This is a genomic window from Acidimicrobiia bacterium (assembly GCA_041676705.1).
In the GTDB taxonomy this organism is placed as follows: Bacteria; Actinomycetota; Acidimicrobiia; order Acidimicrobiales; family SKKL01; genus Actinomarinicola.
In genome coordinates this window covers 368,001-382,551 of record JBAYRL010000002.1, presented here as the reverse complement: position 1 = coordinate 382,551, position 14,551 = coordinate 368,001, and the positions used below count along the sequence as shown (strand labels likewise).

Below are 14,551 nucleotides of genomic sequence, written 5' to 3'. Positions count from 1 at the left end.
CATGGAAAACGTGCTTGCACCGGATGACAAACCGAAAGAAGCCTGCGGCGTATTCGGAATCTACGCTCCCGGCTTACCCGTAGCGCACCTCACCTACCTGGGGCTCTTTGCCTTACAGCACCGAGGTCAAGAATCAGCCGGTATGGCGGTAAGCGACGGTGAGTCGCTAACTGTAGTGAAAGAAGTTGGCCTGGTAACCAACGCTTTCAATGACCGTACCCTGGTTGCACTACCTGGCCATTTAGCCATTGGGCATGTGCGATATTCCAACAACGGCACCAATACCTGGCGTGATTCGCAACCCACCTACCGGGGTACAGCCGGGGCTGGGGGTACCGGGTTCGCTATCGGCCACAACGGTAATCTCACCAACGCTGCCAATCTTATTGAAACGGCCAGCTTCCTGCCCGGCGCCATTGCGGGCGACACCGAGCTCATTGCCGAGCTGATGGTGCTTGAGATGGGTCGTCAAGGCCAAAGCGCCAACATCGAAGCGGCGCTGATTGAGGTTTTACCGAAACTCGAGGGTGCGTATTCGCTAACCTTGGCCGACTCGCAACGAGTTATTGGGGTACGCGACCCCAATGGTTTCCGTCCGCTTTGTTTGGGCAAGCTCGACAACGGTTGGGTGCTGGCCTCAGAAAGTCCGGCCCTTGATATTTGCGGGGCCGTGTTCATCCGAGAGCTTGACCCGGGCGAGATGGTGGTCATCGATGACGACGGACCACGTTCTTACTTCCCGTTCGAAAGCCACCGCATCGATCCCAGGCTTTGCGTGTTTGAATTCGTGTATTTCTCACGCCCTGATACCCGACTCTATGGACGCTCTGTTCACGAAGCACGCATTCATATGGGTGAACAACTGGCCGATCAGATGCCAGTTGAGGCCGACATGGTGATGGGGGTACCTGAATCAGGGGTGCCAGCAGCTGAAGGGTACGCCCGGGGCAGTGGTATCCCCTATGGGCAAGGCCTCGTAAAGAACCGTTATATCGGCCGCAGCTTCATCGCACCTACCCAAGAAATGCGAGCTCAAGCGGTGCGGATGAAACTCAACCCGCTGCGTGAAAACATCGCTGGAAAACGCATTGTGGTCATCGACGACTCCATCGTTCGAGGAACCACCACCCGCGCCATAGTGACCATGCTTCGAGAAGCCGGTGCCAAAGAAATCCATCTGCGCATTTCATCGCCGCCTTATCGCTGGCCCTGCTTTTACGGTATGGACACCGGCACCTTGGGCGAATTGTTGGCGGCCAATCTGACGGTCAATGAAATTCGCGACTATCTAAACGTAGATTCATTGGCATTCCTATCGCTTGAGCGCATGCGCGAGGCCATCAACCAAGCCGGTACTGGCCAACCCGGTTTCTGCGACGCCTGTTTAACAGGCAATTACCCCACCGAAATACCGGTGAACCTAAACAAGGCTAAAGCCGAGCTTGACGCCAAAATTGAAAAATCTAGCGGTGCCCAAACCCACATCACCGCCGACAACCAGCCCTAACAGCCAAGGACAAACATTGACCGATTCCGATCAATCAACCTCGACCGGTGGCGAAACCTACGCCGCTGCGGGCGTAGATATTGCCGCTGGTGCCGCGGCAGTCGAGCGAATCAAAGAAAACGTTCGCTCCACCTTTCGCCCCGAGGTTGTGGGTGACATTGGCGGCTTCGGCGGCCTTTTCGAATTTTCCGCCAACAAATATCGCCGACCCCTGCTTGTGTCCTCTACCGACGGCGTGGGTACCAAGGCTCTCATCGCCCAAAAACTTGGGCGCTTCAACACCATCGGCGTTGACCTGGTGGCCATGTGTGTTGATGATTTGGCCTGCCAAGGTGCAGAGCCGTTGTTCTTCCTCGACTACATCGCGGTTGGCCGACTCGACCCCGACCATATCGAATCGCTAATTGAAGGCATCGCCGAAGGCTGTCGCACCTCTGGATGCGCCCTCATCGGCGGTGAAATGGCGGAACACCCAGGTGCCATGGAGCCCGGTGAGTTCGACCTGGTGGGCTTCTCGGTAGGTGTCGTTGAGCGTGATCAGCTCATCACGGGCGACAAAGTAGCCCAAGGCGATGCCATCATTGGGCTGCCTTCACCCAACTTACGTTCTAATGGCTACTCATTAGCACGGCGTGTGTTGCTTGAACTAGCCCAAAAACCCCTGGACGGTCCGGCCTACGAAGGGGCAAATCACACCCTTGGTGAAGAGCTCTTAGCCCCTTCGGTCATATACTCACCGGCCATTAACGCCCTCGTGCGCCATGTCGAAGTGCGAGCCGTTTCGCACATCACCGGCGGTGGTATCTCGGGAAACCTGCCTCGGGTCTTAGGCAAGAGGCTAGACGCTCACCTCACTCGCAGTAGCTGGGAAGTGCCGCGCATCTTCACCGAGATTCAAACACTGGGTCGGGTTAGCGACCAAGAGATGCACCAGGTCTTCAACATGGGTATCGGCATGGCGGTAATTGTGCCCGCAAAAGAAGCTCACAAAGCCATCGACAAGCTGCGCACCCTCGGCCATCGCGCAGTGCAAATAGGCCAAGTCGAGCGCGGTAACGGAACGGTGCAATATGTCTGACATCAACGCCAGCAGTGACACCAAGGCCAGCACCAATACCAACAACACCACCGCTGCCTCGGCCAAATCTAAGCTTATTGAGCATCTGAGGGCCTACTCGGTGCGTACCGGCGACTTCGTGTTGAAATCTGGCAAACCCACCACCTGGTTTATCGATTCCAAACAAACAGCATGTCGCCCCGAGGGAATTCTGTTGGTCGCCGAGGTCGCTTTAGCCCAACTACCCAGCGAAGTTACTGCTATTGGTGGGCTAACCGCCGGTGCCGACCCGGTGGCCTTTGGAATTGCCGCCGTGGCCGCCACCCAAGGTCGCCAGCTGCGAAGTTTTAGCATTCGTAAAGAATCCAAAGACCACGGCGTCACCGGGCGAATCGCTGGTGCTTTGAAACCGGGCGACATGGTGGCCATTGTGGAAGACACCGTGACCAGGGGAACCTCACCAATGGAAGCGGCTGCTGTGGTGCGAGAATTCGGGGCCACCCCAGTGGTCATTATGCCCATTGTCGACCGTGGCGGAACCTGCGCTGCAATGGCACAAGCCGAAGGAATAGCTTTCGACCCTCTCGTAACCGCCATCGATTTGGGTTTTGAATACGAGGGCTAAAACCTAAAATCTTCGGCTGGCTGTCACCTTTTGCCGAAGAACAGTACCGTTGCGAGACATGTCAACTACTGCAGCTTATTCCCTACGTGTTCGTGTCCGCCTCGAGAATCGCCCCGGTGCCTTGGGCGAACTGGCCACCGCAGTAGGGGCAGTAGGGGCCAACATTATTGGCCTAAAAGGTTTCGAAGCTAAAGGTCGATACCTCGACGAGGAAGTCATTATCAATTGCCGCGACGAAGCCCATCAGGCTCAAGCCTTAGATGTCATTCGTAATCTACGTGGTTTTGAGCTTCTCACCTGGGAAGACCGCACCTTCAAAATGCACGATGGCGGCAAAATTGAGGTGTTGCCACTGGCTCCAGTCAGCGATGCCGAAGACCTCTCCATGGCCTACACCCCGGGCGTGGCTCGAGTTTGTATGGCTATCCACGAAGACGTTTCGCGTTCGCATGACCTCACCATTCGCCGCAATACGGTAGCGATAGTTAGCAACGGCACCGCAGTTTTGGGTTTGGGCGACATCGGGCCCGAAGCCGCAATGCCAGTTATGGAAGGTAAAGCCTTACTGTTCAAATCTTTCGCTGGTGTTGATGCCTTCCCGATCTGTATAAATGCTCGCACCGCCGATGAGATTGTCGAAACCGTGGAACGGTTGGCCCCCACCTTTGGTGGCGTCAACCTTGAAGACATTTCTGCCCCCATGTGTTTCGAGGTGGAAGACCGTCTAAAGGCCAGCCTCGACATTCCGGTGTTCCACGACGACCAGCACGGCACGGCCGTGGTAGTGCTCGCCGCCCTGGAAAACGCCAATAAGCTCACTGGCCGCAAACTTGCCGACCAAAAGGTGGTTATCGCTGGAGTGGGTGCTGCTGGGGTGGCCATTGGCAAAATTCTGCTAAGTGCTGGGGTGGGCGAAGTGATTGGAACCGACCGCCAAGGTGCCATTTGGGAAGGCCGCGACAATCTAAACTCGGCTAAAGAATGGTTCGCCAAGAACACCAACCGCGAACGTGTTTCCGGACCGCTGACCGACGCTTTGGCGGGTGCCGACGTCTTTGTAGGCGTTAGCGGCCCCGGTATTGTCGAGCCGAGCGATCTACGACGCATGGCCAAAGACCCAATTGTGTTCGCGCTGGCTAATCCCGAACCAGAAATCCGCCCTGAAGCGGCCGATGGATTGGCTCGCATCATTGCCACTGGGCGCAGCGATTATCCCAACCAAATCAACAACGTCTTGGCTTTCCCCGGTATTTTCCGTGGGGCGCTAGACGCCAACGCCCATTCCATAACCGAGAATATGAAGCTGGCCGCCGCCAAGGCTATTGCCCGCGCCGTTAGCGAAGACGAACTTGATACCGACAAGATTGTGCCCTCGGTGTTTGACCGCGACGTACCAGTGGAAGTTGGCCTGGCTGTAGCGGCGGCTGCCGTGGCCGATGGGGTTATTCGCGTCTGAGAGTCATTCTCCCGTTGCTATTTGGGCCGAAACTGGCCAACCTAGCTATATGGCTATTAGCCACCAACATTCGCATGGGCACGGGTCGGGGCATGGCCACAACCATTCCCACGGCCTAGCTAACTCACCTGTCAAGGTTGTGGCGGCGGCATTGGTCGCCAACACAATCCTTGCGGTCGCGCAGATTTTCGCCGGTGTAATATTCGGCTCGATCGCCCTAATGGCCGACAGCGCTCACCAAGTAGTCGACGTGGCAGGCTTAGGTATCGCGCTCGTCGCCCTGCGGTTAGCCACCAAAGGAGTCAGCCACAAGAACACTTTCGGATGGGCCCGAGCCGATGTGTTGGGGGCGCTGGCCAGTTCCTTCTTGTTGGTAGCTTCATCGTTTTGGATCGTGTGGGAGTCAATACGGCGTCTCATGCACCCCGAACCCATGGACGGGGTAGCAATTCTGGTGGTGGCTGTTATAGGCCTAACCGTTAACGGTGCCTCAGCGGTGGCCTTGGCTCGAGCAGGCAACAGTATGTCGACCAAGGCAGCGGTGGTACACCTAATTGGTGATGCCGCCGGATCTGGCGGAGTGATTATCGCCGCCGCGGCCGTGTTGTGGGCTAACGCCACCTGGGTCGACCCGGTGGTGGCTATTGCCATTGCTATCTGGGTTGGGTATTCCGGTTTTGGGCTCCTGCGTTCAAGCGGGCGGGTGTTGCTTGACGTGGTGCCACCCAACCTCCACATAGATAAAGTTACAGAAACCATTCTTTCAATCGACGGGATCGTAGAAGTTCATCACATGCACCTGTGGGAACCAGCCGCTGATGAGCCTTCGCTATCGGCTCACCTAGTCGTGGATGGTGAAATGGCGGTTCATGAAGCGCAGGCGTTGCTTAGTGAGGTCCGTGAGGCGCTCTTGCGCGAACACCAGCTGCACCATGCCACTTTTGAGGTAGAGTGCCACCCTTGTGACAACGAAATCCACATTGTCACCGCCTTGGGCTAAACGAAAGACGTACAACACCTAATGGATGCGGTCTTAGTTGCTTTCGCAGTAGTTTTTGTGGCGGAACTGGGGGACAAAACCCAGCTAGTGGCGATGGGAATCGCTACCCGCTACAGCCTCAAAATAGTGCTCACTGGAATCTGTTTGGCGTATGCCCTAACCCAAGCTTTGGCCGCCCTCTTAGGCGGGTTGTTGGGGTCAGCGCTGCCCTCCAAGCAGATTGGAATTGTGGCTGGAATTTCCTTCTTGGCTTTCGCCGTTTGGACGTTGCTCGAAAAAGATGAAGACGATGACTCGGAGATAAACTCCGATGACACGTCACAATTAGCAAGCTCGGCCTCTGGTGATTCGACCGATGTCAAGCCCGCTCCAACCGGCACCTCGGCGCAAGATGAATTGGGTTTATTACCAAATTCGCAGGCATTAGAACCCGAGGTGCTTACTACTTCTGCCGATACGATCACCGACGCAGCAGTAGCGGGCGCGGGGGCGCTGGGTGCCAAAGGTTCACTACGCATCGTGCTTGGAATTATTGGGGCTATGATGCTGGCCGAAATTGGTGACAAGTCGATGCTGGCCACCGCCGCCATAGCGGCTGACCGTAACCCGTTTGGAGCATGGCTGGGTGCCACCGCCGGCATAATAACCTCGGGGTGCATCGCCGTTTTCGCCGGGCGTTTTCTAAGCAGCCGCATCTCGCCACGAGCTACCAAATACACCTCCGCCGCGCTCTTTGGTGTCTTCGGGGTGTTGATGCTGGCCGAAGCCTTAAGGTAGACGCCACCAACAACAGGTTGCCGCTATCAACCGTGTCGCAGGCCTCATTAAGCTTCGGCAACAACCGGGCGCCACGACGACTTAGAGCTCTCGACTAGCTAAACGGCACCCTGGCTGGCGGTTTCGTTCTTCGGGCAACTGGTGCAGTCGAAGCAATAGCCCAGAAGGTCAAAGTTGTGACCCATAAGTTTGAAATTAGTTAGCCGGGCAACTTGCCGCGCGATCTCATCAAGACGGGCTTCATGCTCGTCGCTCATTACGAAGTCGCTCACCTCGCCACATTTGGAGCAAATCAGATGGTGATGATGCTCAAGCAACGCTTCGGCTAGTTCGTAACGTACAAACTCGTCGGTAGTAACAACCCGGTTGATAACTCCTGCCCGTTCCATAACCCCCAAGTTGCGGTAGGCCGAGCTTTGGGCGATGTTGTCATCGGTTTCCATCATCTCGGGGATAGTGAGTGGACGCGGAGCATCACTCAAAATCTCCACCAGCGCTTTGCGACTGGTCGTGTAACGCTGACCTGATGAACGCAACAATTGGGCGGCTGTATCGTGAACTTCGTTCGAGGTCTGGGCAACGATCCGAGGAGCAGCCATAGCCCCCAGGCTAGCGGCCCACCCTAAGAAGTTAAGAATATGTAAGATTCCAGCTCGGGCACCTACCATTGTGACGTGACTGACCCAGCAACATTTCCCGGTGCCGAAGCACCGCAGCGCACCTATCGGGTGAACAGCTCTGGCGTGTTCTTGCAAGCTTATGAATGGGGAGATGAGAACGCTCCGCCACTAATGCTGGTGCACGGTGGTTTCGACTTCGCGCGCACTTACGATGGATTCGCGCCGCTCTTAGCTAAAGCTGGTTGGCGAGTGGTGGCGTGGGACCAACGGGGCCACGGTGCTTCCGAGCACGCACCTCTTTATAACTGGGATGCTGATGTGCGTGATGCGGTGGCGGTCATGGATTCAGTCACCACCAACCCGCTGCCGGTGGTGGGTCACTCCAAAGGCGGCAGTTTGATGCTGCAGTTAGCCGATATTGCTCCGTGGCGTATTTCGAAACTAGTCAACCTCGACGGGCTACCCTCACACCGTCAAGCTCCCGACATCTCCGGTTATGAACGCACCCGCATGTTGGCTGATGAAATGGCTTCTTGGCTAGACCATCAACGCCGAGCGCATGAACTTTCTCGTAAACCGGGAACCTTGGAAGAACTAGCCGCACGTCGGGGCAACATGAACCCCAGGCTTTCCAAAGAATGGTTGCTGTATTTGGCTGCGGTGGGGGCTTCTAAGAGCGACGACGGTTATCGGTGGACCATTGACCCGGCTTTGCGGATGGGAGGGTTCGGTCCATACCGTCCTGACTGGTCCCTAAAGCGGCTGTCTTCGATTTCAATGCCGTTATTCGGGGTGCTTTCAACCATTGAAGAGCCCATGGGTTGGGGTACTTCGCTCGCCGATGTAGAGCCGCACTTGCCCTATGGCGGTCGAGTAATTGAAATGCCTGACACTGGCCATTTTTTGCATATTGAACGCCCGCAAGCCGTGGCTGATCTGGTATTGGAGTTCTTGTCGTGACCGCCAATCGAACCACTACATTTCTTCGTCACAACAAGATTGATTTGGCGCTCCACCAACTCAGGTCGGGCGAAGGTCGGGCGTTGTTGGTGTTAAACGGGTTGGGCGAATCGTCACCCTTGCGTACCCCCGAGAGCCTTGCTTCTTGGCCCGGACCTATTTACGCCCTAGACATCACCGGGCACGGCGAATCGACAGTTCCACAAGGTGGCGGTTACAGCTCGGAAGTGATGATGGCTGACGCCGATGTGGCGCTTGGGCACCTAGGGGCAGCAACGGTCTACGGTCGCGGACAGGGAGCATATTTAGCTCTAATGCTGGCAGGCAGCCGTCCTGAAGAAGTGAAGGGTGCGATTCTTGATGACGGCCCAGGAATCGCGGGAGGTGGTTCCACACCACCGAGTGGGGTGTTGCTGCGTGTTGACACCAACGCGCCTAGCCCACCCGACCCCTTTGCCATGCATGAGCTGGCCTTGGAGGTGCGGCCGCCTGACTACGCCACCTCGTTTGTACGTCAAGCGGTGTATCTAAACGACCTTGACCCATGCATCGTGGTGTGTGCGCGTACTCAGCCCGAATGGCTTGCCGCGGTGGCTGGGGAATACGGGGTGCGTGAAGAACCCCTCGAGGCCGCTCTGGCTCGCTTTGGAGCTATTCCTTAACAACCAGAACTGCGACTATCTGTATCGGCCACCGTTTCTGTTTCGCCGTCAGGTTTGTTGTTGCCAAGCGCTATTCGTCTCGGCAACCAACGTAGGTGGCCAAATCAGCCAATGCGTCGAGAGCCACTTTTTCTAACGGCGCGTCAGCTAGCGAGGCAGCTGCTTGAGTGGTCAGACGGTCGACCGAAGCATTAACCACGTCGCGGGCACCAGTATCTTCCAATACTTGTTGGATACGGGCGATTTCGCGCTCGCTCAGATCGGCTTTGCCTACCGTGGCCAGCACTTCTCGCTCCCCAGGGGTGGCCTTGGCGGTGGCAATCGCCAAAAGCGGGGTGGGTTTACCTTCCCGCAGGTCTTCTCCGATGGGCTTGCCAGTTAACTCGGGTTGGCCGAATACGCCCAAAAGGTCGTCACGTAATTGGAACGCTTCACCTAGTGGAACGCCGTAGCGGTCGAGCTGGTCTTGTAATTCTGGCAGACGGCCAAGCAGTGCAACGCCTAAATGCAGCGGCCGCTCGATAGTGTATTTGCCAGATTTGTAGCGAGAAATTCGTTGGGCCGCTGCCAAATCAGTGTCGCCACGCACCGTGCCTAATAAGTCGAGGTACTGGCCGATATTCACCTCAATGCGCAGCTCATGCCAGATTTCGGCGGCTTGAATGGGCATGCCTGTCATCAAACGGTCGGCATATACATGGGCCACATCACCCACCAAAATGGCCACGCCTTCACCAAAGTTTTCGGCTTCACCCCGCCAGTCTTCCTGGTCGTGGCGCTCGGCAAATTCCACATGCACGGTTGGAATACCACGACGCGTGGCCGAGTTGTCCATCACGTCGTCGTGGATGAGGGCAAACACCTGGAGTAGTTCAAAAGCGGCCGCTGCATCGAGTGCTTGAGAGTCGAGCGGGTCCCCCCCAGCACCCACAAAACTCCAATGGCAAAACGCGGCCCGTAATCGCTTGCCGCCGCTCATGACGAGTCTATTTAGCGACGCCAAAGGTGGCACCAAATCAAGATCTAGACCACCCCAACGCTCAATCTCGCTGGCTAAAATACCCTCGAGCCGCGAAGTGACCCGCTCAGCAATGTCGGTTAGAACATCCGGCGCGGACACACAGGAGCTGACCTTGTCCGAAGCGTCGGTTTGCATTTTTCACACTCTATCGGGGTCATCTGGCGCTTCGAGGCTAGCCACTACTCGGGTAACTTCCATTCGAGCTACTTCAATACGCTCACGCAATAGGTTAACAAGCTCGAAGGCTCGTGCCACCCGAGAGGACAACAGGTCAACGTCCAAATTGTTGCCGTCGAGCTCGGAAGCAATCTGTTCCAGCTCGGCCATGGCCTCTAGGTAATCACCCATCGGTTTTTCTCTCTATGGTTTGAATGGCACTAGTTATGGTGCCGTCTTGCAACATCGTGTGGATGTGGGAACCTTCGCCCAGTTCGTTCACGCTACGCACTAATTCGCCATCAGCGGTGCGGGTTATCGACCAGCCCCTTGCCAACAATTTCGCGGGATCAAGTGCTGAAACATAGCGCTGTAACGATTCGATTTTGGCTTCGGCACGTTCGAGGGCATTGTTGGCGCGTTCACTAGCACGCTCACCTAAGCGCACGATGCGGTCTTCTTGTTTGGCTAGCGCTTCCAGTGCCAAGCTGGCACTGAGGCTGGCTAAATCATCAAGCTGCTTACGAAAGTCATTTACCCGTTCGATTAAGAAGCCTGCGGCCGCGGTGGGGGTTTTGAAGGCTTGATAGGCCACTCGATCAGCGATCGACTCGTCGATTTCATGCCCGATCCCGGTGATTACAGGTATTGGGGTTGCGGCAATCATTCTGGCGATGGCTTCGGCGTCAAAAGTAGCCAGATCGCTCCGCGAACCTCCGCCCCGCACGACCGCAATCACGTCAAAGTCGCCGTCGCCTGCTTGAGATAATGCCCTGGTGAGAGCAGGTATTGAGCCATGGCCCTGCACCTGGGAATCGAATAAGGTGACCTGCCAAGCAAAGCTACTGAGGCTAAGTTCATTCAGGAAATCAGCGGCGGCCGCACTATCAGCACTAGTAATAAGGCCCACTCTCAGAGGTAGTGGTGACAGCGCCAATAGCGAGTTACGAGTTAGCAAACCTTCGGTTGCTAGCTGTCGCAATAAGCGTTCTCGTTCGGCTGCTAAACGTCCGAGAGTGTGAGAAGGGTCGATGGCGGTCATCCGCAGTTGGACGCGTCCGGTGGGAGCATAAAAGCTCACTTCACCGCGAATCCGCACTTCCATATCTTCGGCTATCTCTAGGGCGCCAGCTTTAGCTAAGACTGCATCAACCGAGCGTTTATTGCCCCGAAAAAGCACCACATTGATACTGGCTTCAGAGGGTGAACCCAACGTTCCAGGTTCAACAAGGCGAAAATAGCTGTGCCCGGCCGGTGAGGTGCTGAACGAGTGAATCTCGCCTTGTACCCACACTTGGTCGTCGAATGCGTTGGCTAACGCCCCAGCGATAGCGGCGTTTAGTTCAGCAACACTCAGGGTGGGTACAGACATTAAAACTCGTTCGCCTCAAATAATGGTGTGGCCGGGCGTATTCGATCGTTGGTCCAGGAATTTCTAGTTCGGCGCCGTTAGTGGCGCCGAGATGACTACAACAGGGTGGGGTAGACGAGCGACTTTAGTTGGCCGCGGAAGTTGAACGTTCCCGAAGGAATGAACTGGGTCATAAATACTACCGTTAGGTCTTCAGTCGGGTCGCACCAGAAGGTGGTAGATGCGTAACCACCCCACATAAAGTCACCCTTGTTGCCGATCTGAGCAGTCTCGACTGGGCCATTGCTAACGGCCATGGTGAAACCAAAGCCCATACCCTCAAAACCTACTTCGCCGTAGCTACCAGGAATGGCGAACTTGGTCATGTCGGCACCGTCAGGCAGGTGATTCATGGTCATTAAATCAACCGTTTTGCGTCCGAGGATTCGCACTCCGTTAAGTTCACCACCGTTGACCAACATGCGGGTAAAGGTGAGGTAGTCGCCCATTGTTGACACCAAACCACCGCCGCCGGAGAGAAACAGAGGCTCTTTGCGGTAAGAGCTAGTTTGTGGGTCTTCCATGAGCACTAGCTCTTTGTTGCGGTTGCGGCGATAGGTGGCCGAGAAACGGTCTATTTTGTCGTCGCTCACCATAAACCCGGTGTCGACCATGCCTAGGGGGTCGAAGATGGTTTCTTGTAGATAATGGTCGAGACGTTGCCCCGACAACACCTCGATTAGCCGACCACAAATGTCAGTAGAAATGCCATAAACCCAATGTTCCCCAGGGTGGTAGTCGAGGTGACGACCACCTAAGCGATCACAGTATTCCTCTAGCGTGATCTTGCGGTCTAAGTATTTGGGATCTTCCCCTCCAGGCATCTCTGGAAGGCCCATGAGGGTGATGCCAAACCCGCTCATGTGCATCATGGCATCGCTCATGTTCATCGGGCGGCGAGGTTCCACATAACGCATCGAACCGTCGGGTTGGGGTTCTCGTACCTTCTGATTGGCGAAAGAGGGTATGAAACGACTCACCGGGTCGGTGAGCTGGAAGAGCCCTTTCTCATAAAGGCTCATGAGAGCAGTGCCAATAATTGGTTTGGTCATGGAGTAGATGCGCCAAATCGTGTCTTTTGCAACCGGACGGTTCCGTTCCCGGTCGGCGAAACCCACTTCGGTGTAGTAGCCAATGTGCCCATTACGGGCAATCGCAACCTGGGCACCAGCCAGACGGCCCGCTTGAATGTATTGCTGCTCGAGATGATCGTGAATTCGTGAAAGGCGACTTTCGTCCAAACCGGCCGCGCTTGGATTGGTTTCCATACTCAAATCCCCCTGGAGTTACGTAGTTGGGCCGAGCCTACTTCAGCCCACCCACCGCAAGCGACGTTCACAGACCCAGACTACGAATAAGTTTTCACTTCTTTGACCAGACTTCTTGACGATCGAACAGTGCCGATGAGCTGTGGATCAGCGACTAACTCCGGAAGGGTTAGGGATTATCCATTCCCCGTGTATTACACACCGTTCAATATCGACGCCGGTGACGGTGATTTTGGCGTCGCTTTTGTCGATACGGATGGCATAATCGCGGTCTCGCGAATTTCTCCCAATTGGGAAATTAATCGTTCCATGTTGCGCCTGGGTAACGGATAGTTGGTCGACATGGTCAAATAGAGACGTATCAATCTCGACTAGTTGATACCGGTAAGCTTCCGGAAGCGGGAACATTCTGAGCATGACAATTGCGTCAGTAGCTGCACGATAATCTTGGAAAAGAGTGATGATAGATTGTTGACGGTCCCTTTGTCTTCGGGTGTCTTGTATCCACGCAGCTTCAGTAAGTTTCGAGATGTGAAGACGGTCTTCTCTGATGTCTCTTGCTGATGACGACTTCAAACTGACGTGTCGGACAAGACCGCCTGACGTAATTATCGTTGTGTCGAAGAACCGATGGGTTGCGGACGATGTTGCGACAACCTCAAACCCTGCGTTACGGCATGCTTCGTTAAATGCAGCTTCGAAGGCCGATGTAGCTATAGGCTCGGGGTTCAAAGCGTGATGAGCTCGCAGCCTGGCACTAAAACTTGCAGCCCAGGTGTCTGTGACAAGCCACGAGCTATTCAAGTAATTCGACTCAATATCGGTTAGTTCAGCGTCGATGACTTGTTCAACCACTAGGGCTTCGGCGTCACCCAAGCGGTCTAATTTATTGTGGAGCTCAGACCGCTGTTTCATGGGTAATTGTAAATAGTGCTTGGTCAGCGGATTGAGGATTCTTGGCGATACGTTCGCGTATTAACGGAATGTAATCAGGGTTAACTTCGGTACCAGCGAATCGGCGTCCCATGTCGATAGCTATTTTGCCAGTCGTCCCTGAGCCTAGAAATGGGTCGAGTACAAGATCGTCGCGTTGTGAACCAAGTGCGATGCATCGACGTACAAGCTCAGGGGGAAACGTTGCAAAGTGGGCACCCGGGTAACCGACCGTGTTGATATCCCACACGTCACGCAGCCGACGACCGTTGGGGCCGGTAACGGCGGTTACGTCGTAGTAGTACCGTTCGTTTTTCGAAAATAAAAAGATGTGCTCGTGGCTACGAGTTGGCCGATCGCGTACTGACTCTGGTTGGCAATTTGGTTTGTACCAGATGATGTCGCTTCGTACGTACCAACCTGCGTCTTGCATGGCAAGAGCGAAGCGCCAAGGGATACCAATGAGGTCTTTATTCTTAGTGCCTTCAGGGTTGGGAGGGCGCATAGCCATCGCCCGTGCTGAGTTTTTCGGGTCCGGGGCTCGCCAGGTTCGATTGCCGGAGGTGTATGAGTCCCCAATGTTGACCCAAAGTGTTCCGTTGCTGCTTAGTATCCGACCGACCTCATCAAAAATGCGAACTAGAGACTTAAGGTACTCATCTAAGTTTTCATCGCGGCCAATTTGGCCATCAGTTTGGTAGTCGCGTAATGACCAATAAGGAGGTGATGTAACCGCCATTTGGGCGGAACCAGAAGGAAGGCTACGCAACATCGCTTCAGCATTCCCCACAAGCACCACATTCTGCTTAGTGTCAAGCAGATGTTTGACACTGCCAGGTGTTGGGCTGTTTAGATAACTAGTGCTTTGGTTTGGTTGGCATAGCGGGGCTGCAATGTTGGCAGACTCGGTGCCATTACGAGCTTGTTGGTTCGGCATTAGAACAGAAATCTCCTTCGCCTACCTAAGCGCGGATGGGCGGGGAAGCTTTTTATAAGGCTACTCCACTGCTAAGACAGTCTCGGGCGCTCACCCCTAATAGGCGGTGATTCCCATGAGATTATATTTAGCTAGAGCATGGCAAGGCCCGTTTACGAGGA

Annotated in this window: 15 protein-coding genes; 8 read left to right on the top strand and 7 right to left on the bottom strand. The window is 55.2% G+C overall.

The window, feature by feature from the left end:
* The first annotated feature begins 1 nt into the window (after position 1).
* Genes purF through WC184_05285 form a run of 6 tightly spaced genes read left to right on the top strand, consistent with a single transcriptional unit; the run spans position 2 to position 6,422 of the window.
* On the top strand, positions 2-1,507 hold the full coding sequence (purF, locus tag WC184_05310) for an amidophosphoribosyltransferase (GenBank protein MFA7477294.1): 1,506 nt from the start codon (positions 2-4) through the stop codon (positions 1,505-1,507).
* 16 nt (positions 1,508-1,523) lie between these two features.
* Positions 1,524-2,585, top strand: a complete 1,062-nt coding sequence (gene purM, locus WC184_05305) for a phosphoribosylformylglycinamidine cyclo-ligase (GenBank protein ID MFA7477293.1) — start codon at positions 1,524-1,526, stop codon at positions 2,583-2,585.
* Positions 2,578-3,189, top strand: a complete 612-nt coding sequence (gene pyrE / locus WC184_05300; protein ID MFA7477292.1) for an orotate phosphoribosyltransferase — start codon at positions 2,578-2,580, stop codon at positions 3,187-3,189. The genes purM and pyrE overlap by 8 nt, the downstream gene beginning before the upstream one ends.
* A 58-nt stretch (positions 3,190-3,247) precedes the next feature.
* Complete coding sequence (locus WC184_05295; protein MFA7477291.1) at positions 3,248-4,645, top strand: NAD-dependent malic enzyme; 1,398 nt, start codon at positions 3,248-3,250, stop codon at positions 4,643-4,645.
* Positions 4,646-4,694: 49 nt separating this feature from the next.
* Positions 4,695-5,645 carry a cation diffusion facilitator family transporter gene (locus WC184_05290; GenBank protein MFA7477290.1) on the top strand — a complete coding sequence of 317 codons (951 nt, stop codon included), beginning with the start codon at positions 4,695-4,697 and terminating at the stop codon, positions 5,643-5,645.
* 21 nt (positions 5,646-5,666) lie between these two features.
* The gene (locus WC184_05285; GenBank protein ID MFA7477289.1) at positions 5,667-6,422 is read left to right on the top strand and encodes a TMEM165/GDT1 family protein; all 756 of its coding nucleotides are present in this window, start codon (positions 5,667-5,669) and stop codon (positions 6,420-6,422) included.
* A 98-nt stretch (positions 6,423-6,520) separates the two neighbouring features.
* Here the strand turns inward: WC184_05285 and WC184_05280 are convergent, their stop codons facing one another.
* Entirely contained in the window at positions 6,521-7,021 is a 501-nt protein-coding gene (locus tag WC184_05280) for a Fur family transcriptional regulator (protein ID MFA7477288.1), read from the bottom strand.
* A 75-nt stretch (positions 7,022-7,096) separates the two neighbouring features.
* On the opposite strand from WC184_05280, the gene WC184_05275 reads away from it, so the two are divergent.
* The gene (locus WC184_05275; GenBank protein ID MFA7477287.1) at positions 7,097-8,002 is read left to right on the top strand and encodes an alpha/beta hydrolase; all 906 of its coding nucleotides are present in this window, start codon (positions 7,097-7,099) and stop codon (positions 8,000-8,002) included.
* A complete protein-coding gene (locus tag WC184_05270; protein MFA7477286.1) occupies positions 7,999-8,664 on the top strand; it encodes an alpha/beta fold hydrolase in 666 nt (221 codons plus the stop codon). The genes WC184_05275 and WC184_05270 overlap by 4 nt, the downstream gene beginning before the upstream one ends.
* Before the next feature lie 70 nt (positions 8,665-8,734).
* On the opposite strand, the gene WC184_05265 is transcribed toward WC184_05270, so the two are convergent.
* The 6 genes from WC184_05265 to WC184_05240 all read right to left on the bottom strand — a co-directional run bounded on the left by WC184_05265 (position 8,735) and on the right by WC184_05240 (position 14,390).
* Positions 8,735-9,820, bottom strand: coding sequence for a polyprenyl synthetase family protein (locus tag WC184_05265; protein MFA7477285.1), 1,086 nt, complete (start codon positions 9,818-9,820; stop codon positions 8,735-8,737).
* 3 nt (positions 9,821-9,823) lie between these two features.
* Positions 9,824-10,033 (bottom strand): exodeoxyribonuclease VII small subunit, encoded by a 210-nt coding sequence (locus tag WC184_05260; GenBank protein ID MFA7477284.1) that lies wholly within the window; start codon positions 10,031-10,033, stop codon positions 9,824-9,826.
* On the bottom strand, positions 10,026-11,213 hold the full coding sequence (gene xseA / locus WC184_05255; GenBank protein ID MFA7477283.1) for an exodeoxyribonuclease VII large subunit: 1,188 nt from the start codon (positions 11,211-11,213) through the stop codon (positions 10,026-10,028). Before xseA ends, WC184_05260 begins: the two co-directional genes overlap by 8 nt.
* 95 nt (positions 11,214-11,308) lie before the next feature.
* Positions 11,309-12,520, bottom strand: coding sequence for a serine hydrolase domain-containing protein (locus WC184_05250; GenBank protein ID MFA7477282.1), 1,212 nt, complete (start codon positions 12,518-12,520; stop codon positions 11,309-11,311).
* A gap of 147 nt (positions 12,521-12,667) precedes the next feature.
* Positions 12,668-13,435 (bottom strand): hypothetical protein, encoded by a 768-nt coding sequence (locus WC184_05245; protein MFA7477281.1) that lies wholly within the window; start codon positions 13,433-13,435, stop codon positions 12,668-12,670.
* The gene (locus WC184_05240) at positions 13,419-14,390 is read right to left on the bottom strand and encodes a site-specific DNA-methyltransferase (GenBank protein ID MFA7477280.1); all 972 of its coding nucleotides are present in this window, start codon (positions 14,388-14,390) and stop codon (positions 13,419-13,421) included. Before WC184_05240 ends, WC184_05245 begins: the two co-directional genes overlap by 17 nt.
* Between the last annotated feature and the right edge of the window lie 161 nt (positions 14,391-14,551).